This window comes from Psychromonas sp. SA13A (assembly GCF_011378715.1).
In the GTDB taxonomy this organism is placed as follows: Bacteria; Pseudomonadota; Gammaproteobacteria; order Enterobacterales; family Psychromonadaceae; genus Psychromonas.
Map to the genome: position 1 here is coordinate 1 of NZ_WTKU01000020.1, position 21,632 is coordinate 21,632.

A 21,632-nucleotide genomic window follows, 5' to 3' on the forward strand; every position below is an offset into this window, starting at 1 on the left:
TGATTTACAGGATGTAAACATTGAACCAACGCATTGTCAGGATGACAATTGGACCTCTCAGGATGAGAGTTTATAAAACAGGATGTTTTATAGTCACGGAAGAAAGGACACTCTAGGATAGAGTTTTTAGTATCTACTAGGATTGTGGGTATTAAGTCAAGATGACAAAGAAGGACACCTCCTAAGGAAAGGGAGATGATGGATAAACAGGATGTTATCTAATACGGATGTTACAAGGACGAGCCCAAAGGAGTTGGGAAGTGGACGCCTAGTATGGCATGGTCAAAGGGATGTAACGCATGGAGCATCAACTATCACGGATTCGATAGAGAGACTAAATTAAGGGCAGCTTCGGCTGCCCTTTCCTTTTTCTGGTTTTTAATTCACGCCAACTGGCTTTTCAAGCTACCTTCTAATAATTCATACTTAAACTTAAATCCTGCTTTTATCAATTTTGTTGGTCGTACATTAGTGCTGGATAACAATAACTCTTCTCCCATTTGTGCAAATAAAATCTTAATCATCAATGCTGGCAATGGAAATATACAAGGTCGTTTTAAAGTGTTAGCCAATATGACTGAAAAAGTTTTGTTATCAACGGGATTCGGAGCAACTAGATTAATAGGTCCTGACAAAGAGTGATGTTGCATAATAAATAAAATGGCATTCAACTCATCTTGCAAGTCTATCCAGCTCATCATTTGTTTACCACTACCTATTCTTCCTCCTACTCCCATTTTAAAAGGCGTTAGCATTTTAGCTAATGCGCCATCTTTTTTACTCAAAACGATACCGGTGCGTATATTAACAACGCGAGTCTTAGTTTGATCTACTTGTTGACTAACATATTCCCATTGTGATGCTAATTGGCTGACAAAGTCGGTGCCTTTAACTGATTCTTCATCGACGGGTTGTTGGCCACTATTGCCATAAAATCCAATTGCAGAAGCACAAATGAACAAGTTGGGTGGTGTATCAGAGTTATTGATGTAATCGACTATTAGTTGTGTTGATTGTAAGCGGCTTTTGCTTATTTTTTCTTTTACTTGATCTGTCCATCGTGACTTCGCTATATTTTCTCCAGCTAAATGAATGATGATGTCTGGATTAGGGTGTCCGTTTAGCTGTATTTCTTTAGCTTGAATATTCCAATAAGGTGAAGAGGCATTAGGAGTACGACTTAAAGTATAAACATTGTAACCATGAGTATTTAAAAGAGGTACCAATGAACTACCGATTAAACCTGATGAGCCAGTGATCAGTACATTAATTTTATTTTCAGTTACTTTACTCATAGTGACTCCTTAATCTATTAGGACTACATACGTTAGTAATGATAAAATGGATCTTTATTTTTTAGATGAACCAGAATTATGCTGTTAATGATCGATAATTATGACTCCTTTACTTATAACTTAGTTCAGTATTTTGGTGAGCTACAGCAGAAAGTGATCATTAAACGCAATGACCAAATTAGTTTACAGGAAATTGCTGACCTAAACCCTGAGCATATCGTTATTTCTCCAGGGCCTTGTACACCTAATGAAGCCGGAGTGTCGTTAGCTGCTATTGAGCGTTTTGCGGGACAAATTCCGATCTTAGGCGTGTGTTTAGGGCATCAAAGTATTGCACAGGTTTTTGGGGCTAATGTGATCCGTGCTAATAAAGTAATGCATGGTAAAAATTCATTGATTAGTCATGATAATAAAGGTGTATTTACAGGTTTGAATAATCCCTTAAATGTTACTCGCTACCATAGTTTAATTGTACAAGAAGAAAGTTTGCCTACCTGTTTTGATGTTTCTGCAAGAGTTATTCAAAGCCAAGAAATTATGGCTATTCGTCATAAGGAGTTTATTTTAGAAGGTGTACAATTTCACCCTGAAAGTATTCGCTCTGAGCAAGGTTTAACACTGCTTAATAATTTTATTAAGCAAGATCTTGGATTGTCGGAATAAGTGCGTATATTAAGCTTCGATAAACCCTATATTCTTCATCTTTCAACCCGTTAAAGGAACTATTTATGTCAAACACTCACATTACCCGTTCGCTATTTGATCAAGTTATGGTGCCAAATTATGCTCCGTTGGAGATGATCCCTGTGCGCGGTGAAGGTTCACGAGTGTGGGATCAACAAGATAATGAATATATTGATTTAACTGGTGGTATTGCGGTAAATGCATTAGGCCATGCACACCCTGAACTAATAAAAGCTTTAACCGAACAAGCCCAAAAGTTATGGCATGTTAGTAATATTTATACTAACGAGCCAGCATTAAGCTTGGCACAAAAGTTAGTCGAGAATACTTTTGCTGAAAAAATCTTTTTTGCAAACTCCGGTGCCGAAGCGAATGAAGCTGCACTAAAATTGGCGCGTCGAGTTGCATTTGATAAATATGGTCTAGATAAAACTGAAATTATCGCTTTTTATCAAGGTTTTCATGGTCGTACATTTTTTACCGTTACCGCTGGTGGACAAGCCTCTTATTCCGATGGTTTTGGTCCTAAACCTGCTGCTATTACGCACCTTGAATATAATGACTTAAACGCACTTGAAAAAGTTATTTCAGACAAAACCTGCGCGGTTATTTTAGAGCCTCTACAAGGTGAAGGTGGCGTTCTACCGATCACGCCTGAATTTGCACAAGGTGTAAGAGCATTGTGTGATAAGCATAATGCATTAATGATTTTTGATGAAGTGCAAACAGGTATGGGTAGAACGGGTCATTTGTTTGCTTATATGGGGTTAGGTGTTACTCCTGATGTATTGACGTCAGCTAAAGCACTGGGCTCTGGCTTCCCTATTGCAGCAATGCTAACTAAAACCTGTTTTGCAGAACACTTAACCGCAGGCACTCATGGTACAACATTTGGTGGCAATCCCCTTGCTTGTGCCGTCGCTGGTAAAGCATTCGACCTTATCAACACAGAAACAATGTTAACTGGTGTAAAACACAAAGAACAACTAATACGTCAACATTTACAAGCCATTAATGATGAATTTTCTATCTTTAAAGAAGTTCGTGGTGCAGGTTTATTGTTAGGTGCAGTATTAAATGAACAATATCAAGATCAAGCTAAAGTTTTCTTTTTAGAGGCTGCTAAGCAAGGTCTACTTATTTTAGTGGCGGGGGCAAATGTACTGCGTTTTGTACCAGCTTTAAATATTTCAGATGACTTAATCGAGCAAGCTATGCTGAAATTAAAACAAGCAGTAAAAAATATCGTCAATAAAGATACTTAAGAGCAAAGTCGTCATTCTGAAAATGAATGATATTTTGCTTCAATTAGATTTAAAAACTGGGAGCTCATAAGATGAGACGCGAATTAGCAATAGAATTTTCTCGAGTAACGGAAGCGGCTGCATTAGCAGGATACAAATGGTTAGGCCGAGGTGATAAAAACACCGCCGATGGTGCTGCTGTAGAGGCAATGCGTCTTATATTTAATCAAATAGATATTGACGGTGAAATTGTTATTGGTGAAGGCGAAATCGATGAAGCGCCAATGTTATATATTGGTGAACATGTGGGTACTGGTGTAGGTGATGCGGTTGATATTGCTGTAGATCCGATTGAAGGTACACGAATGACTGCAATGGGACAATCAAACGCATTGGCAGTACTCGCTGTTGGTGAAAAGGGTAGCTTCTTACGTGCACCAGACATGTATATGGAAAAGCTTATTGTTGGCCCTAATGCTAAAGATGCGATTGATTTAGAGCGCTCACTAGAACAAAACTTAAAAGCGATTGCATTTGCCCTAGGTAAATCTTTATCTGAATTGACCGTCGCTACATTAGCAAAACCACGTCATGATCGTATCATCAAAGATATGCAGGGCATGGGTGTACGCGTATTCGCTATTCCTGATGGTGATGTAGCTATCTCTGTATTGGCTTGTATGCCAGATAACCAAGTTGATGTATTATATTGTATTGGTGGAGCCCCTGAAGGCGTTATTTCAGCCGCTGTAGTACGTGCTCTGGATGGAAATATGCAAGCACGCCTTATTCCTCGTCCAATGGTTAAAGAGCCAACAGAAGAGAATATTCGCATTGGTAAAGAAGAAGTTGCTCGTTGTGAAGCTGTTGGCATTGAAGTTAATAAAGTCTTAAAACTTGAAGACCTAGTGAAAAACGATAACGTTATTTTCTCAGCAACGGGTATTACTAAAGGCGATTTAGTAGAAGGTGTTTCTGTTAATGGACGTTTAGCGACTACTGAAACATTATTGGTTCGTGGTAAATCACGCACAGTGCGCCGTATTCATTCAACGCATTACTTAGACCGTAAAGATCCTAATTTAAAAGATATTATTCTTTAAATTAGTTAAATAAAATAAAAAAAGGCGCTACTAGCGCCTTTTTTTATAGTTACTTTTAGTTACTTTTAAGATTATTTTCTTAATTTCACTTGGCTTACTTGATGGTTAATCGATTTTTTTAGAATTAAATTCGCTCGGTCACGTGTGGGACGAATATTTTCTTCTAAATTAATACCATTAATTTCATCCCAAATTTTGGCTGCTATTGTGATTGCTTCACGCTCAGTCATCTTTGAATAGCTATGAAAATAAGCATTAGGGTCAGTAAATGCGCCTTCTCTAAATTTCAGAAAACGTTGAATATACCAAGTTTTTAAGAGTTCTGTATCCGCATCAACGAAGATAGAAAAATCAACAAAATCAGATACAAATACTCGATGAGACTGTTCTGGATCGTTTAACGCAGCAGTTTGTAATACATTCAAACCTTCTAAAATAACAATATCAGGCTGTTCAAATTGCAACGACTGATCTGGAATAATATCGTAGGTTAAGTGTGAATAAATCGGTGCAGTTATTTTCTTTTTACCTGATTTAATCGCTGAGACAAATTCGATTAACGCTTTAATATCAAAGCTTTCAGGAAAACCTTTACGATGCATTAAGTTACGAGCGACTAGGTCTTTATTAGGACGTAAAAATCCATCAGTTGTTACGAGTGCAACTTTCGGGTGCTCTGGCCAACGTGATAATAAAGCTTGTAAAATACGTGCCGAAGTACTTTTCCCAACTGCAACACTACCAGCAATACCGATAATGTAAGGCACTTTTTCATTATGCGCATCAAGGAATTTGTCACGTACAGTATGTCGATATTGGCGCGCACCCACATATAAGTTTAATAAACGAGAAAGCGGTAAATAGATATCTACCACTTCCTGCATTGATAAAGACTCATTGATACCTTGTAATTGGGTGATATCCTCTTCAGACAGCGTTAATTTTACATTGTCGCGTAAATGCGCCCATTCATTGCGCTCAAAATGCATATAAGCGCTATGCAAGCCTTGTTGCTTGAATGCAGAATGATTACTCATTAGGCACTGCGCTTGTTTCTTCTAAATAAATGGATTTGCTGTTACCAATTGGGTCATCGGCATAGAGGTGGTATTGCCCTGCAGGTTTAATCAGTAACTCAAATAGATTAACCAGTGCCTCTTGAGACTCTTCAATATTAGCCTGTTCATGAAGGCGCTTAAGGGCTGTATCAAAATTACTTTTTACCCAACAACTATAATCATAGAGATCTAAATACGCCTCTTGTAATAGATAAACACCTTCGATCAGGATGATATCTATATTCTCAAAGTTATAATCTACTTTACGCGGGCATTCTGCATCGTCTAAGTTGACTGATGTTTTAATGCTACCAAATAATTTCAAGGGTAGTATTAATTCTTCAAACATTTCGTCAAAGCGATAAGCATTTAAATAATATTCTTCGGGGCTGTTCATGACGTTAAAGCGAATACTTTTACTCGCTTCCCAATCATCGGTATGAATAACCGCTACATTTAAACCATCTAATCTTAGGGCTGCGGCTATTTTTTCGGTTAATGCACGTTTGCCACTGCCTTCAATACCACTAATAGCAACAACTTGTGCTTTGGTGGATTCTTTATGGTTGTGTAGTTCTTTAATAGCACTTTTCATTTGTGCCGCATTATTAAACATGGTTTTCAACGATCATCTCCCTATCTAGACGGCGCTATTATGCCACAAAAATGAAAAAAGCCACTAAAGTGGCTTTTAATTTTAGATAAGGATACTTTAGTGCCAGATTTAATCAGTTTTTTTAGTTAAAAATGTCACTAATTCAACAAACTCAGCAGTGCTTCTCACTGATCCTGTATTTACTTTATATTTACCATTAACAATCAGTGTTGGTACACCGCGAACTTTAAAGTTTTCAGTATTACGTTTCATTTGTGAAGCAAGGCCGTTAACAGGGAAGCTAGCTAAAGCGCCTTTTGCTTCCTCTTCAGATACACCGGCTTTCTCAAAAATAGCTAGGATATCTTTTTCGCCATTAATAGGTTTACGTTGTGTATGTATGTGATCAAAGATAATGCTAGTCACTTCTTCTTTAACATCTAATAAATCAGCTGCAGCGAAGGCTTTAGTGACTTCTGGACCCATGTTACCACCTAAGAAATTAACGTGATTTTTCTTAACCGTTACATCAGCTGGTAATTCGCTTTGTAATGTTTTCATTAGGGGTTCAAATTTAAAACAATGTGGGCAATAAAAAGAGAAAAACTCTAAAACCTCAGGCTTTTCTGTGGCAGTTTGTTTAATAACATCATAATGCGTGCCTTCTTTGAAATCAGCCGCGTTTACACTTAACGGTAATAAGAATAAGCCGATTAATAGAGCAAAAACCTTTTTCATATTTGTTCCTTTATTGTATTGAGAGTCGTAATGGATATTTATTATTTTTAATTAATACTGTGGTTGAAGATCTAAAGGAGCTTCATCCAATAATAATAACTGTTGTTGCAAGGATTGTAGCAAGTCTTTCCAGTATTGGTCAGTTATAAACCATGGAAAGTTTCGAGAAAATGCCGGATCTGTCCATCTATTGTTGATCCAGCTCACATAATTGATGATGCGCATTGTGCGTAACGCCTCAATATACGGTAATTGTTTGGTATCGAAGTCAAATTCTTCTTGGTATCCTTCTAAAATCATTGATAACTGTAATTGTTGTTCACTACGGTCTCCATTCAGTAACATCCAAATATCTTGTATCGCAGGGCCCATTTTACAATCATCAAAGTCGACCCAATAGGGCTGATCTTCTTTTAGCAGTATATTACTCGCATGTGCATCACCATGAATGGCAATCAATTTTAATTTAACAGGATGAGTCGCTTTTATTTTTTGTTGAATTTGTTCAATGACAGTGAAAAGAGGGGATTTAACAGTATTCGGTATATATTCACAGCCTTTTAAATTATTTAAAGCTTGTTCAATGGTGGTGACCATATCGAAATTTGGTCTAGTGGTAAATTGATGCTGAGCGCCGATTTTATGTAATTTCCCTAAGGCGATACCTACATCATATAAACTATCAATGTTATCAACTGCTAGAGTGCGAGCAGAGAGGTTATTGAATAAAGCAAAATGATAGCCTGCAAACGAGTGTAAGGTTTTACCATCAAACATAAGTGGCGTAGATAGATTTAAGCCCGACGCTAATAAGCGTTGACTAAATGCATGGTCTTCTAATAACTGTTGCTCGCTCCAGCGTCTAGGGCGATAAAATTTAACTACATAACGCTGTTTATTCTCATCACTAAATGAGTAAACGCGGTTCTCATAAGAATTTAACGCTAATAAACCTGTTTCAGGATAAATCCCAATGCTTGCCAAGGCATCCAACTGACATTCGGGTGTCAACTTTTGATAGCTTAAAGGTTCGTTTTGCATTATTTTTTCCCACAAAAAAAGGCGCAACTAACAATTAGCGCGCCTTAATAAAGTTAATTTAATAGTATTTGCTTATAAGCCAAGAAAGAATGAAGCATCTTGTTGGATTACTTCGTCACTATCATCTAAGTTAGTTAGCTTGATAGTGATAGTTCTTTTCTTCTCTTTAATATCATAAGGGTCGACAGCAATTGAAATAGGTTGAGTAAATATTTCACCGGAGTTAATAGTAACTTGCTTCGGTCCTATCATGGTCGCGTCTTTTAACCCTGAAAAAGTAATATTGTAGGTCTGTGGTTGAATCGTTTTATTGAGTACTTTTAAGGTATAAGTATTTTCAATTAAACCATCAACATTTTCACGATATAAAGATGTTCTATCACGTAAAATTTCCATTTCTACTTTAGTTAATGTGGCGATATTAATAAAAAATAAGCCAAGCATGACAACTAGCATCAACCCATATCCGATAATTTTCGGACGCATTAACTTGGTTTTTTTACCTTCCAATATTTGTTCCGACGTATATGAAATCAAACCTCTTGGATAACCCATTTTGTCCATGGTTTCATCACAGGCATCAACACAAGCGCCACAGTTAATACATTCATATTGTAAGCCGTCACGAATATCTATGCCTGAAGGACATACTTGCACACATAAATCACAATCGACACAGTCACCTAACTCAGTTTCTGAACGGTCTATTTTACGTGAACGAGGGCCTCGCTTTTCACCACGTGTTGCATCATAGCCAACACTATAAGTGTTTTTATCAAACATGGCAGATTGAAAGCGCGAATATGGACACATATGAATACAGAAAATAGAACGCATCCAACCCGCATTTGCATAGGTTGAGAAAGTAAATATAAACACCATTAACAATACAAGCATGCTACTTTGGCCGGTGAAAAAGTCACGATAAAGCGTTTCAACAGGAACAAAATAAGAGCAAAAAGCAAGCGCTGTAAATAATGAAACGATTAGCCAACCGGTGTGCTTTGCTGTTTTTCTCCATATCTTATTAAAACTCCACGGCATTTGATCAAGTCGCTTACGTTTATTAGCAGTTCCTTCAAAGCGTTCTTCAAACCAGATGAAAATAAAGGTCCAAACTGTTTGTGGGCAAGTGTAACCACACCATACTCGCCCTAAATAAGTAGTGAAGAAGAACAGGGCAAAGGCGGCTATTATAAATACCCATGCCAGCAAGGTTAGGTCTTGAGGGAACAGCAGCATGTTAAAAAGATGAAATTGTTGCTTATCAACATCAAATAAAACTGCTTGATGCCCATCCCAACGGATCATGGGAATGGTGAGGAATAATAAAATCAAACCCCAACCTGTTAATTTACGAATTTTCTGAAAAAGGCCGTAAGCTGCACGCACATAAATACGATTGCTTGGATTAAAACGATCGGCACTTTCTTTATGAGTTGTCTTGATCTCTTTAATTTTAATTTTCTGCGTCATTTGTAAACACCTGCTATAAATAATATCGCGATTATAAAGGAATTATGAGCGAATAAATGCAACAGATAAAACAAAATCTATGATCAAATTACTGCTTTATAATAGATACTTAGCTATAAATAATAATGATTATTATTTAACTTGTTTTTTACCTTGAATGAGCTCGATTTGATAGGTTAGTTAGCTGTGTGTTTAACAGTAAATAAAGACATGATTAAATTTAAATATTAGGGATAAATAATTTAACGAAGAGAATCGTGGTATTGCATGGTTTGCTTTATTTAGAGCTGAAATAATAAAGCTTCGTAATAAACGAAGCTTTATTTAATACTAATGCTTATAGTGTTTCGCTACAGCCTTTAGCACTCATTACTGGTATTGCAGTTGCTTTTGCTGTGTTGTAAGCACTGTCTAGTGTTGCTTTTGTACTCTCAGCGCTGATACCTGCTGCTGTAAGCATGCTTGAACCTGACTCTAGGTTTGCTGCTTGTGCTTCGTAAGTAACAAAAGTTTGCTTAATTGCAGAACAACTTAGGCTAGGGAAGTTTGTATTAAGTAAGTTGCTTGTTAAGCTGCTAACAGAGCTAGTTGCACTGTTCGTGGCAGAAGTTGCTGCTGCGTTAGCCGTTGAAGTAAGGTCTGAGCTAGTAGTTTGACAACCAGCTAATAGGGCGCCGCCTAATAGAATTAAAGCAATTTTTTTCATTTTTTAGTTCACTTATGGTTTAAAGAGATAGAAGTGTATTTTTTTACATTAAAACAATCAATAAGTAATAGGACGTTATTGATATAACATCCTATTACTTACTTAGTAGGGTTACTTTTTTGATGATTTTTATTGTGGAGAATGCTGTTTAAACTGATGGTGCTCTTGATCATAAACAAAGTCATGTTTTGCCAGCCTTTCTAGTAATAGTGACTTTTCAATTTCATAGGTCGCACAGAGATCTTCAAGTGTTTCACTTTCATTTCTTAATTTCATATTAACGATGCTAAGCAGCATATTAACATCCATTTTTTTATAATTTTCTAACATTGTCTTTATCCTTTTAATTGATTAAGTCTATGTCCGTTTTATAATAAACCGCGTGCTTTTAATAATGCTGTTTCAAAGTCATCTTCACAATCTTTTGCGATGCCAGGGATCATGTCACCTTTTGCAGTTTGATCCATTTTTAAGTGATAAATAATAACTTCATCTGTTAACTCTGCAACCGATTTATCAAACCCTGATTCAGTTGCTATTAGCTGTAATATTTCTAATAAACTCAATTCTTGATTTTTTAACCAATAAGGCTTTATTAATTCTAAAATTTCATTGATACGATGAGCTTGCATATATTAGACTCCTTGTAATGGTGCATACAGAACTTAATTAAGGTGTGATCAGTATTTCTCCATGCTCATTAAAAGCTTGTTGATTAATCAACGCTTCAGCGAGATCTTCAATATCAAAACGAGCGCTATCAAATAACATTAACGCTAATTGTTGATTTGCCTTTATTAGCGCATTAGATTGCTCACTTAATTTTTTTAATGCTTCCCAAGAGATAATACATCTAATTAAGTGCCCTTGGCATTGAGCTTGAAATTCTACTTGTTGCAACTGATCGTTATAGTATTCGTTATCTGAAAAAATAATGCTTTGATTCATATTAAATTAACCGGCTAAATTATGACGTAATTCATTTAACACTTGTTTAGCGCTAGGTTTGACACCACGCCAAATAGCAAAGCTTTCTGCGGCTTGGCCAACTAACATACCTAAACCATCAATGGTTAAGCGAGCACCGTTCTCTTTTGCCCATGCATTAAATGCCGTTACTTGAGCATTATAAGTCATGTCATATATGGCTGTTTCTGGGGTGATCAATGCCGTGGATATATTTGGTAAACTACCGTGTAAACCTGCTGAGGTAGAGTTGATAATGAGATCGAATGGACCTGATAAATCACTAAATTCAGAGGCATTAATATTTCCTAATGCTTTGAAAATAGAGACCAAGGTTTCAGCCTTTTCAAAAGTACGGTTTGCAATCGTTAACTGTGCAGGATTTTCTGCTAAAAGTGAACTACATACTCCACGTGCAGCGCCACCAGCACCTAATAATAAAATGCGTGCGCCGGTTAGGTTTACGTGGTTATTTTTTAAGTCTAAAACTAACCCTGCACCGTCAGTGTTATCACCAATAATTAAACCGTCATCAGTTTTCTTTAGTGTATTTACTGCACCGGCTAAACGTGCACGATCCGTTAATGATTGTGCAAACTGAAAAGCTTCTTCTTTAAAAGGGGCAGTAATATTGCAGCCTTTTGCATTACTGTTAAAAAAGGCTTGAACTGCCGCAGTGAAACCCTCAACCGGTGCTTCAACAATACCGTAAGACATCTGTTGCTGTGTTTGATTAGCAAATAAAGTGTGGATAAAAGGCGATTTACTATGTTTGATTGGATTGCCAAATACAGCGTACTGATCCATGTGAGCTCCGATTTCAATAAATTTAGTAAGGGTTAATTTATCATGTATGTGTTATTCAGGGTATTTTATGAGGTACTTTTCAACGCTTTATTATAAATAACCTCAGTGCTGGATAAGCAAAGCGATACAACACGACTACTTCCGTGTATTTCTGTTCTGATTTGCCTTGAACTACAAAAAACTATCAACACTGTACAGTGAAAAACTATAACTAGTTGATTGTTGATTAAATTTCGTTTTCATTACCCCGAGTTGAGGTTAAATAAATTAAGCGTTTCTCAATCATTGAAGGTTGGTAACTAAAGCATACTTATTTTCTAGTAAGTTAGTGTTGTTAAGCTTTGCAGTTTGTTAATATAGTGGTCCATTATCTGGCATATTTTTCTGCTAAATAGCTACTTTCCCTTACTGAGTTTTTTGATTATGCCAATAACTGCTTTATTAACCACTGCGTTAGCAAAACGCGAGACCCTTATTAATAATTTATCGATTGCTGATTTACCGAAAACAGATTTCCCAAAAACAGATTGTTTTCGTGTTTTTCATGGCACGGTTGAAGGTATTAACGGGCTTAATATTGATCGTTATGGCGATGCTTGGTTAATTCAGACTTTTCATCAAACACTTAACGAGGAAGAGCTACAATCGATCCGTAACGTATTGTTAAGTGTTGCTGATTTACCTATTGTGTATAACGATCGGTCTAATAAAAACTCTCGTATTATCAATGAACTTGATGTAGACATTGATGTTTATGCACATTCTCAGCAAGTGATCGCTGAAAATGGCATATTGTTTACTAGCAAGCTGCGCCATGAAGGACAGGACCCGCTATTATTTTTAGATATGCGTGTTGGGCGTGAGTTTGTTAAAGCAAACAGCCATAAAAAAACGGTACTCAATCTATTTTCATATACCTGTGGTATTGGCACTGCAGCTGCAGTAGGTGGCGCTAAACGAGTGCTTAATGTTGATTTTTCCTCTTTTGCATTAGCTGCTGGCGAAAAAAATGCGCAGTTAAACGGCGTTGAGTCAGTTTGCCAGTTTATTCAAAGTGATGCTTTTCCGGCATTGCGCCAGTTAGCAGGGCTTAAAGTCGCGAGCCGAAATAATAAAAAACTGCCTAGTTACCCTAAAATGTCTGCTTCTCAGTTTGATTTGGTCTTTTTAGATCCACCTCGTTTTGCTAAAAGTGCATTTGGTACCGTTGATCTGGTTAATGATTACCAAAGTTTATTTAAACCGGCAGTACTAACCACTAAACCGGGCGGCACCATTGTGTGTTGTAACAATGTAGCGAAAGTTGATAAAGAAGCATGGTTTAAAAGTTTAGTGCGTTGTGTTGAAAAACAGGGTAGAGAAGTAAGCCATGTTGAATGGTTAGATTGTCATCAAGACTTTCCATCATTTGATGATAACCACCCATTAAAAATAGTAGCGTTAACCTTATAATAACTATACTGATTACCCTTACCTGCAGGTACAAAAAAGCCGAGTAAACTCGGCTTTTTGCTCAAACATTAGAGCGTATTAACTTTCTAACAAACGTTGCGCAGTACTTTTTATACCTGGATAATCTTGCTCAGGTAAAATATCAGCTAGTTGCAACAATTTATCTGCTAAAGCAGCGTTGTTTTCTGCTGAGACGTTAATATGTCCCATCTTACGACCAGCACGTTGTGCTTTTCCATACCAATGGCTTTTAACATCACTGATAGTAAGCACTTGCTTACTTATACTCGCTTGACCTAATACATTGATCATCGCACTGACTTTTTGCTGCTTAGTATCACCTAATGGTAAACCGGCAACAGCGCGCATGTGGTTTTCAAACTGACTACAAACTGTACCTTGTTGCGTCCAGTGACCAGAGTTATGTACACGCGGAGCAATCTCATTGACCATCAATTGTCCATCTACATCAAAGAATTCAATGGCTAATACACCAATATAACCCATTTCTGTTGATAATCTATTAAATGCATCAATCGCTTGTTGTTGAATGCTAAGATCCATTTCAATAGCCAAGGATAAGGTTAATACACCATCCGTATGCTGATTTTCAGTAACAGGGTAGATTGCAATATTTCCTGCTTTATCACGCGCACCAATCACTGATACTTCACGATTAAAAGGGATCATTTTTTCTGCAATAATGCTATGTGGAAAACTTTCTGTACCAGCAGCAATAAACTCAGCCATTTCAGACCAAATCAAATCTAGTTGGTCGACTGATTTTAAACGCCATTGGCCTTTTCCGTCATAACCGGCTTGGCAGGTTTTAATGACTAACGGTAAACCGAGTAATGAAACTGAATCAACCAGATGTTGTTTTTCAGTGATCAGTTTATAAGGAGCAGAAGGAACGCCAGTTTTATCAAGTAAGGCTTTTTCAATGCTGCGGTCGCCACCAGCTTTGATTGCGGCCTTACCTGGAAAGAACTTACCACTTGCGCAACAAAGCGTGAGCACGTCATCGGGAATATGCTCAAATTCACAGGTGATCACATCGACTAAAGCGATCGCTTCTTCAAGTGTTTGCTCAAAGGATTGCAACGTTAGTGGGTGAATAACCTGTTTTGAGCCCACGTCATAAGCACGCACGTTCAAATCTAATGGCGCAGCCTCTAAGCTCATCATACGTGCAAGCTGTCCTGCACCTAATACTAAAATGTTCATATTAAATCGCAGGATCTGGGTTAGCTAAGACAGTATCTGTTTGTTTTTGACGGAATGCGTCAACTTTCGCGAGTAGTTCTGGTTGCTGACAAGCTAGAATTTGCGTTGCTAATAAACCCGCATTCGCAGCACCCGCTTCGCCGATAGCAAGTGTGCCTACTGCAACACCTTTAGGCATTTGGCAAATTGATAATAAAGAGTCGATGCCCTTAAGTGCCTTAGATTGAACTGGAACACCTAATACAGGTAAACTGGTAAAAGCGGCAGCCATGCCAGGTAAGTGCGCCGCACCACCTGCACCAGCAATAATCACCTTAATACCACGCTCAGCAGCGCTAGAAGCGTAATCAGCTAATAGTTGTGGAGTACGGTGTGCAGAAACAACACGTGTTTCATACTCAATACCAAAAGAATCTAGCATATTTGCCGCGTGTTCCATGGTCGGCCAGTCAGATTTTGAGCCCATAATAATACCAACTTTCATGCATACTCCTGTATAGGGGATTATTTAAATATCGTTCAATGATGCGCGCGATTATATACCCGTTACCCTACAAGATGCAAAGTTAGGTCTATCAATTAGGGAATTGAGATGAGGCTAAAAATGTAGGAATTTTGTACACCTTCATTTTAATCATAAAGGTGTCAACTGAAGCTATGATTAATAGCATATTAAGCAATCAGCGTAAGCGTTCACCGGTTAACGCATCATGGATTTGTGAAGGGTTTTCTAACCCAGTTACAGGTTGATCAATCACATGATCAAGTAGTGGGTGATTAACAAACATTTGCTTAACTTGTAACGTGGTGGTGCAGGCTTGTTCACCCGATAAATTTGCGCTGGTGGAAATGATTGGCTTGCCAAATGCGGTGCATAAGGCTTGCACTACGGGGTGCTTGGTCACTCGTACAGCAATACTATCAAAGTCGCCGCTGACCAATTTTGATAATGAGCTTTGCACCGGTACAACCCAAGTAAAAGGTCCGGGCCAAGTTGCTTTAATATTATTCAGTTGCTCTGGAGTTAATGATGAAAAGTCTGCATAATTTTGTAATTGCTCGATATTTGCGGCAATTAGAATTAACCCTTTATGGGCGGGGCGTTGTTTTAAATCGAGAATTTTTTGAATCGCTACTTCGCTATCAGGATCACAACCTAAGCCAAAAACAGATTCAGTAGGGTAAGCAATAACACCCTGTGTTGTTAACGCTAATAGTGCTTCAGAAAGCGCATCTTCGTTGATAGTCATTAAGAGTCCCACTAATTATAAAGTTTAAGCTGTTTTAATATCAAACAGCCGATAATTATATAGGCTTACTTCGATAACCACATCCTTTTTTAGGACAGATTATACGTGTAGCGGTAGCCGTTTTTCGTTCAACTAATATAGGCCACTTACATTCAGGGCAGAACTCATTCACGGGTTTATCATTCACTGCATATTTACAATCAGGGTAATTGTCACAGGCATAAAACGTTTTACCAAAACGAGATTGGCGGGCCACTAAATGGCCTTTTTTACAGCTTGGGCAGGGGACTAAGTTTTCTTTTTCAATGTTTTCTGTTGTCTTATTTTGTTCAGATAATTGCGCGGTATGTTCACAGTTAGGGTAGTCACTGCAACCTATAAATAATCCAAAACGGCCTTGTTTTAACACCAATTCATGTTGGCAAAGAGGGCAGCTACTTCCAGTTAATACCTTTTTGATGTCGCTCTTTTCATGTAATGGGCGTAAATAATCACAGGTAGGATAAGCACTGCAACCTAAAAATGGTCCTTGTTTACCATTTCTAATATGTAATGGTGACGCACACTTAGGACAAGCTTCTGAAATCTTTTTATGGTGCGTATCTAAATTAGCCATATTAGTGGATCAGTCCTTCTTCGAAATCCATTAACATTGACTCTAATTGTAAGAATGCATCATCGCTGACGGGATCGTTGAATAAAACCATTAGGATCAACCATTTTACATCTTCTAAAATCAGTTCACCGCCACTCTCTAATGACATAATGCAATCAATGACCATTTCTCGCGTATGTGTTGTTAGTATTTTAGCTTCTTCTAAATAGCTAATGTAATTACGCGACTCTAATGAAATTTGGCGTTGTTCTATTTTGTTATAGATTCGATGAGAGGTTGCTTTTTCAGCAATGGTTCTGCTTTGGGGTTCTTGGTTATGCATATTAGCAAGGTTGTCTAACCAAGCTAACGCTTTGTTAATTTCTGACTTCTGAAAGCCTTCTTGCATCAATTCATCGGTCACCTCTTGCGTATCAAGCTCCATAGTTTGATCAACTTGGATATAACTTTCAAAGAGATACATGATAATTTCGAACATAACGGACCTTATAACTTAATGTAACCTTGCGGTTGGACGTTAATTATACCATTTATCTCTAATTCTATTAACTCATTTTGTAAGCTCACCACATCCCAACCACTACGGGCTAAAATAGTCTCAAAACTGGTCAGATGGTAATCGATCATGTCGAGTAAAACATGTTGATTTTTAGGTGTTTTATTTTCTTTTTCCGAGGGTGGTGGAGAAACGTTTAATAGCGGAAATTCTTCTAATATATCTGAACTGGTTAAGACTAATTTGGCACCTTGCTGGATCAGTTTTAAACAACCGCAGGCCTGTGGATTATCTATTGAACCCGGTAGCGCAAAAATTTCTCTGTTGTGTTCTGCGGCATAACGCGCAGTGATCAAGGATCCACTTTTTACTGAAGCTTCAATCACTAAGGTGCCTAAGCTTAAGCCTGAAATTATTCGGTTACGTCGAGGGAAGTTACTTGGGTAAGCAGGAGTATCAGGCCAAAATTCAGAGATTAATAAACCTTTTTCACGTATTTTATGGGCTAATGATAAATGACGTTTCGGATAAATATTATTAAGGCCGGTACCTAATACTGCAATAGTCGCTCCGGTTTCTTTTAACGCACCTTGATGAGCGACACCATCGATGCCTATTGCTAAGCCACTGGTGATGGTTAAACCTGATTGAGTAAGTTGTTGAGCTAATAACATCGCTTTTTCTTGCCCATAGGGAGTACAACTTCGACTACCAACAACGGCAATTTGTGGCGAGTTGAGCAACGCTAGGTTTCCCTGAGTGAACAATAAAAGAGGTGGGCTGCTGATCTGTTTTAATAAACTTGGGTAGCGTGGGTCTGCATAACTTATAATCGCTTGGTCTGGTGCACTATCCTGCCAATCGAGACAAGCTTGTATATGTAATTGATTAGGGGATAAAAAAGCATTTATTTGTTCAGGATTAAGGTTATGTTGACTTAGTTGCTTTGCATTAAGTTGAAATAACTGTTGAATAGAGTAATGCGATAGTAATGTAAAAATTTTGCGCTTTTGTAAGCTAGGAATAGCATCAAGTGCTATCCAGCAATATAGAGGATCAAGTTCGCTATCTTGTTCAAATAGATTTTTTTGAATAACAACCTCTCTTAATTAAAGAGTCTGCCCTTTAAAATGCTAACCCTTCAACTTAATCTTTAGTACTTGATTCATTACTCATTTTTTCTCGCAATATAATGCGTATTCCTTCACCATTTTTAAATATATCCTCTAAAGAATGAGTCATATTTTCTGATGTTAATGCAGTTGTTTGTAAGTATTTACTTCGGCCTGGTAGATATTTGCTCCAAGATTTTTTAGGATCTGGATGTATTAATAATTCGTTATCAGAATCAACAAGGTAGACCAAAAAATTATTAGATTCAGTTAAATAATTGAGCACATAAGTCATATCTAAATTGATAATGACCATACCAGAAAAAGCACCATCAAAATAAACGGGATGAGCGATTCGGTAGGTAGGTTTAATTAATTGCTCAATCGCCCCTTGTTCTATATTCAAATCAAAGGGTGAGTGCCAAAGTTCTCCTGCAGGTGTTTTTTGAGTAGCGCTGAAATACTCACGACTACTTTTATCCTGGAGTGCTGCCTCTTTTATGATCACTGGTGCTAAATTATTATTGGATTGTTCAATTCGAATTTTTTCTTGACCTTGAGCATCTATAAAGCGGACCTGCATGTAATGCCTATTGATAGCGGCTGCAGTGAGGAACAGTTCACTCAACCTATCTCGGTCTGAATCTTGGTTTTTAGCTATGTACGCATTCATGAAAGGCGTATCAACCAATGAAGTAAGTAACCTCTCCTGTTGGCCAATAATGTGTTTTAGATACTCTCGCTTTGCTTCAATCTCGTCAGCTGCTTTGATTTGTAATGAGTTTTTCATGTCTGACGCATTAGCGCTAGAAATAATCGAACCGTTAAATAAGTTTACAACGAGCATCGTTAGCAAAAGCAACCATTTAGGGTTGCTTAACGTCCATAAGCGAAAGTGCTTAGGCATTTTAGGGCAAATTAAAAATGCAAACTTATTGAAGCTTTCTCTGGGTCTATTCTGATAGTGCATTTTATATGTTTCCCAATTAATTAGTGCCAAACATTACTTTTTACTCGTCACAGGAGTAAGCCTAAAACGTTGAGATTTTGGTTAGTGCTTAAATATTATGTAGTGTTCCGGAGTTATCGATGCCCTATTAAAATGGTAAACCTTCAATCTCAGACTTAGCTCCCATCACATCTTTGCCGCGCATAATAATAGCAATACTAACTTGATCGTAGACTTTGAACACCATTAGTTCGCCTATTCGTTCTGGGGGAAGGATTAAACTTGATTCTTTTAGTTTATCGAATGCGTCCCCATCTTCTTTATAAATGATATTAGCATCTCTAATTAATAATGCAGGTCCTGAGCGTAAGATAGAAAACATAGAGCCAATCTTAATACTGTCTATTTTACCTTTATTAATTACCACTACATCCCACTTGCCAATAGCCGTTGCATTATTTAAAGCAGCTAAAATATGCCCTTTTTTACTTTTAGGTACTGGCTGAGGAATAAAGTAAGCAGGTAAAGAGTCAAATTCAGGAATAGATAAAATTAAATCTCCTTGTCGCGCTTCTCGGGAGCTTTTAATAAAGTCATGTGGTGTGACCTGATCGGTTGTATCAACATTGGTACTTTTTGATACCTGTGAATAACCAATAAAGATTAATTTTGTACCTAAGCTATTTTCCGCTTCATCTTTATAGGTTTCACCTAAACGATAGATACCGTACAGTTTATCTTTATCGTAGTGTCCTTGAGCGTAGAAAATATCACCTTCAAAAAAACGTGGAGAGCCGAGTGCATCACCTAATAAACGCGGTGCATTGCGTAATAAATCGGGGTCAATAATATGGTCTTTTGATAAAAAAGCTGAAATCGCTTGTAAAGGGATCGTTGGAATTGCTTGCGCTTTTTCTTGTAAGCGTGGTGTCGGCGATAATTTTTTTAACTGCTTACGTGTTAATCTCGGTTCACCATCTATCCAGATCAGATTTAAAACATCACCAGGATAAATTAAATGTGGGTTGTTTATTTGTGTATTTGTTTCCCATAAACGCGGCCATAACCATGGGCTGTTTAAAAAATGAGATGAGATGCCCCATAGTGTATCGCCTTTTTGTACGATGTAGGTTTCTGGGTGATCTCCTTTGAGTTTAATCTTGTCTGCAAAAGCGGTCATTGACAGAGCGACACCGAATATCAGTGAAGCAATGAGTTTTAATTTCATAACAATCCTTGTCCTGTGATTAATAAAACTGTTTTTTGCAAAGGGAAATGACTAGAATTAACATTTTGAACATTAACTATGAGTGCGATAATACCATGCCTTTACTTGAAGTATTACATTTTCCAGATGAACGTCTAAGAACTGTAGCCCAACCTGTCGACAAGATCACCCCTGAAATTAAAAAAATTGCAGCGGATATGATAGAAACTATGTATGACGAAAATGGTGTTGGTTTAGCTGCAACACAGGTCAACATCCACCAACGCATCGTTGTTATTGATGTGTCTGAAGATCGCAACCAACCTATTGCCCTTATTAATCCTACTATTCTAGAGAGTTCTGGCGTAGAAGTATCGGAAGAAGGTTGTTTATCTGTTCCAGATACTAATGCCGATGTTGAGCGTGCAGAGTTCGTTACTTTGCAATATCAAGATTTAGAGGGTGAAACACAAGTGGTTAAGGCTGATGGTTTATTTGCTGTTTGTATTCAACATGAATTGGATCATTTAAAAGGTAAATTATTTATTGATTATCTTTCACCATTCAAACAAAAGCGAATTAGAGCCAAGCTAGAAAAATTACAGCGTCAAAATAAAAAGTTTTCATAATTATTTTCATATTTATAAGGTTGTTTCGTGGAAAAACTTAATATCATTTTTGCAGGTACGCCTGATTTTGCTGCTAATCATTTACAAGCGTTAATTACTGCGGACTTTAATGTTGTCGCCGTTTATAGCCAGCCAGATCGTCCAGCAGGGCGAGGCAAAAAACTGACAGCAAGTGCAGTAAAAGAGGTGGCGTTAGCAAATGATATCGCCGTGTATCAACCAGAGAACTTTAAACAAGCCGAAAGTGTAGAGCAACTTGCTGCATTAAATGCAGATTTAATGATTGTGGTCGCTTATGGTCTGATTTTGCCAAATAGCGTATTAACTACACCGCGTTTAGGGTGCTTGAATGTACACGGGTCTTTGTTACCTAGATGGCGTGGTGCTGCACCTTTCCAACGTGCTATTTGGGCCGGAGACAAAGAAACCGGCGTTACCATCATGCAAATGGATGAAGGCTTAGATACTGGGGATATGCTTAAAAAAGTAAGCTGTCCGATTGATACAGATGAAACCAGTGCTTCTTTATATGCAAAAGTTGCCAAACAAGCTCCAGCGGTATTAATTGAAACAATCAAGCAATTACAAACAGGGCAAATAACGGCACAAAAACAAGATGAAAATGCGGCAACTTATGCTAAAAAACTGAGTAAAGCCGAAGCCTTAATTAACTGGAATGATCAAGCCGAGTTTATTGACCGATGCATTCGTGCCTTTAACCCCTGGCCTATTAGCTATTTTGAATGGGCGGGACAAGTCATTAAAGTACATAAAGCCTCGTTAGTAGATGCCGTTAGCACAGCGCCAGCAGGCACTATTCTAGAGGTTGATAAAAAGGGTATTCAAGTTGCTACAGGCCAAGGTGTGATCAACCTTGAAGTGATTCAACTGGCAGGAAAAAAAGCAATGCCAGTCCAAGATGTTTTAAATTCTCGCCGTGAACTGTTTACAGTTTCTAGCAACTTACTCGAACAAGGTTAA

Annotated in this window: 25 protein-coding genes; 6 read left to right on the forward strand and 19 right to left on the reverse strand. The window is 37.7% G+C overall.

Going from position 1 to position 21,632, the window contains the following annotated elements; translation table 11 throughout:
* Positions 1-383 precede the first annotated feature (383 nt).
* Positions 384-1,295 carry a TIGR01777 family oxidoreductase gene (locus GQR44_RS15185; RefSeq protein WP_166372579.1) on the reverse strand — a complete coding sequence of 304 codons (912 nt, stop codon included), beginning with the start codon at positions 1,293-1,295 and terminating at the stop codon, positions 384-386.
* 78 nt (positions 1,296-1,373) lie between these two features.
* Here GQR44_RS15185 and GQR44_RS15190 point away from each other — a divergent pair, with 78 nt between their 5' ends.
* From GQR44_RS15190 to glpX, 3 genes are all read left to right on the forward strand, one after another.
* Positions 1,374-1,958: an aminodeoxychorismate/anthranilate synthase component II gene (locus GQR44_RS15190; RefSeq protein WP_166372580.1), complete on the forward strand. Its 585-nt coding sequence runs from the start codon at positions 1,374-1,376 to the stop codon at positions 1,956-1,958.
* Positions 1,959-2,023: 65 nt separating this feature from the next.
* Positions 2,024-3,244, forward strand: a complete 1,221-nt coding sequence (locus GQR44_RS15195) for an aspartate aminotransferase family protein (RefSeq protein ID WP_166372581.1) — start codon at positions 2,024-2,026, stop codon at positions 3,242-3,244.
* Between the two features lie 71 nt (positions 3,245-3,315).
* A complete protein-coding gene (gene glpX / locus GQR44_RS15200) occupies positions 3,316-4,326 on the forward strand; it encodes a class II fructose-bisphosphatase (RefSeq protein WP_028869398.1) in 1,011 nt (336 codons plus the stop codon).
* Between the two features lie 71 nt (positions 4,327-4,397).
* Here the strand turns inward: glpX and coaA are convergent, their stop codons facing one another.
* The 10 genes from coaA to aroE all read right to left on the reverse strand — a co-directional run bounded on the left by coaA (position 4,398) and on the right by aroE (position 11,713).
* Complete coding sequence (gene coaA / locus GQR44_RS15205) at positions 4,398-5,363, reverse strand: type I pantothenate kinase (protein WP_166372582.1); 966 nt, start codon at positions 5,361-5,363, stop codon at positions 4,398-4,400.
* A complete protein-coding gene (locus tag GQR44_RS15210) occupies positions 5,356-6,000 on the reverse strand; it encodes a uridine kinase (protein WP_240923669.1) in 645 nt (214 codons plus the stop codon). Before GQR44_RS15210 ends, coaA begins: the two co-directional genes overlap by 8 nt.
* A 108-nt stretch (positions 6,001-6,108) precedes the next feature.
* Positions 6,109-6,717 carry a thiol:disulfide interchange protein DsbA/DsbL gene (locus GQR44_RS15215; protein WP_166372584.1) on the reverse strand — a complete coding sequence of 203 codons (609 nt, stop codon included), beginning with the start codon at positions 6,715-6,717 and terminating at the stop codon, positions 6,109-6,111.
* A gap of 51 nt (positions 6,718-6,768) precedes the next feature.
* Positions 6,769-7,758, reverse strand: coding sequence for a serine/threonine protein kinase (locus GQR44_RS15220; protein ID WP_166372585.1), 990 nt, complete (start codon positions 7,756-7,758; stop codon positions 6,769-6,771).
* A gap of 72 nt (positions 7,759-7,830) precedes the next feature.
* Positions 7,831-9,234, reverse strand: a complete 1,404-nt coding sequence (ccoG, locus tag GQR44_RS15225; protein WP_166372586.1) for a cytochrome c oxidase accessory protein CcoG — start codon at positions 9,232-9,234, stop codon at positions 7,831-7,833.
* Positions 9,235-9,571: 337 nt separating this feature from the next.
* Positions 9,572-9,940 (reverse strand): hypothetical protein, encoded by a 369-nt coding sequence (locus tag GQR44_RS15230; RefSeq protein ID WP_166372587.1) that lies wholly within the window; start codon positions 9,938-9,940, stop codon positions 9,572-9,574.
* A 129-nt stretch (positions 9,941-10,069) separates the two neighbouring features.
* Positions 10,070-10,270: a DUF4250 domain-containing protein gene (locus GQR44_RS15235; RefSeq protein WP_166372588.1), complete on the reverse strand. Its 201-nt coding sequence runs from the start codon at positions 10,268-10,270 to the stop codon at positions 10,070-10,072.
* 38 nt (positions 10,271-10,308) lie between these two features.
* Positions 10,309-10,572 carry a YihD family protein gene (locus GQR44_RS15240; RefSeq protein ID WP_166372589.1) on the reverse strand — a complete coding sequence of 88 codons (264 nt, stop codon included), beginning with the start codon at positions 10,570-10,572 and terminating at the stop codon, positions 10,309-10,311.
* 37 nt (positions 10,573-10,609) lie between these two features.
* A complete protein-coding gene (locus GQR44_RS15245; protein ID WP_166372590.1) occupies positions 10,610-10,888 on the reverse strand; it encodes a DUF1488 domain-containing protein in 279 nt (92 codons plus the stop codon).
* 6 nt (positions 10,889-10,894) lie between these two features.
* On the reverse strand, positions 10,895-11,713 hold the full coding sequence (gene aroE / locus GQR44_RS15250) for a shikimate dehydrogenase (RefSeq protein ID WP_166372591.1): 819 nt from the start codon (positions 11,711-11,713) through the stop codon (positions 10,895-10,897).
* A gap of 423 nt (positions 11,714-12,136) precedes the next feature.
* On the opposite strand from aroE, the gene GQR44_RS15255 reads away from it, so the two are divergent.
* Complete coding sequence (locus tag GQR44_RS15255; protein ID WP_166372592.1) at positions 12,137-13,165, forward strand: class I SAM-dependent methyltransferase; 1,029 nt, start codon at positions 12,137-12,139, stop codon at positions 13,163-13,165.
* Between the two features lie 78 nt (positions 13,166-13,243).
* On the opposite strand, the gene GQR44_RS15260 is transcribed toward GQR44_RS15255, so the two are convergent.
* The 8 genes from GQR44_RS15260 to GQR44_RS15295 form a co-directional block, all read right to left on the reverse strand.
* A complete protein-coding gene (locus GQR44_RS15260) occupies positions 13,244-14,392 on the reverse strand; it encodes a 5-(carboxyamino)imidazole ribonucleotide synthase (RefSeq protein ID WP_166372593.1) in 1,149 nt (382 codons plus the stop codon).
* 1 nt (position 14,393) lies between these two features.
* The gene (purE, locus tag GQR44_RS15265) at positions 14,394-14,876 is read right to left on the reverse strand and encodes a 5-(carboxyamino)imidazole ribonucleotide mutase (protein WP_166372594.1); all 483 of its coding nucleotides are present in this window, start codon (positions 14,874-14,876) and stop codon (positions 14,394-14,396) included.
* Positions 14,877-15,072: 196 nt separating this feature from the next.
* Positions 15,073-15,642, reverse strand: a complete 570-nt coding sequence (locus GQR44_RS15270) for a Sua5/YciO/YrdC/YwlC family protein (RefSeq protein WP_166372595.1) — start codon at positions 15,640-15,642, stop codon at positions 15,073-15,075.
* A gap of 55 nt (positions 15,643-15,697) precedes the next feature.
* On the reverse strand, positions 15,698-16,258 hold the full coding sequence (locus GQR44_RS15275; RefSeq protein WP_166372596.1) for a topoisomerase DNA-binding C4 zinc finger domain-containing protein: 561 nt from the start codon (positions 16,256-16,258) through the stop codon (positions 15,698-15,700).
* 1 nt (position 16,259) lies between these two features.
* Complete coding sequence (locus GQR44_RS15280) at positions 16,260-16,736, reverse strand: DUF494 domain-containing protein (RefSeq protein ID WP_166372597.1); 477 nt, start codon at positions 16,734-16,736, stop codon at positions 16,260-16,262.
* 8 nt (positions 16,737-16,744) lie between these two features.
* Positions 16,745-17,848 (reverse strand): DNA-processing protein DprA, encoded by a 1,104-nt coding sequence (dprA, locus tag GQR44_RS19985; RefSeq protein WP_346774367.1) that lies wholly within the window; start codon positions 17,846-17,848, stop codon positions 16,745-16,747.
* Between the two features lie 52 nt (positions 17,849-17,900).
* Entirely contained in the window at positions 17,901-18,836 is a 936-nt protein-coding gene (locus GQR44_RS15290; protein WP_166372598.1) for a cache domain-containing protein, read from the reverse strand.
* Positions 18,837-18,963: 127 nt separating this feature from the next.
* Positions 18,964-20,043 carry a LysM peptidoglycan-binding domain-containing protein gene (locus GQR44_RS15295; RefSeq protein ID WP_166372599.1) on the reverse strand — a complete coding sequence of 360 codons (1,080 nt, stop codon included), beginning with the start codon at positions 20,041-20,043 and terminating at the stop codon, positions 18,964-18,966.
* 95 nt (positions 20,044-20,138) lie between these two features.
* Between GQR44_RS15295 and def the strand changes: the two genes are divergently transcribed.
* Entirely contained in the window at positions 20,139-20,651 is a 513-nt protein-coding gene (gene def / locus GQR44_RS15300) for a peptide deformylase (protein WP_166372641.1), read from the forward strand.
* A gap of 27 nt (positions 20,652-20,678) precedes the next feature.
* Entirely contained in the window at positions 20,679-21,632 is a 954-nt protein-coding gene (fmt, locus tag GQR44_RS15305) for a methionyl-tRNA formyltransferase (protein WP_166372600.1), read from the forward strand.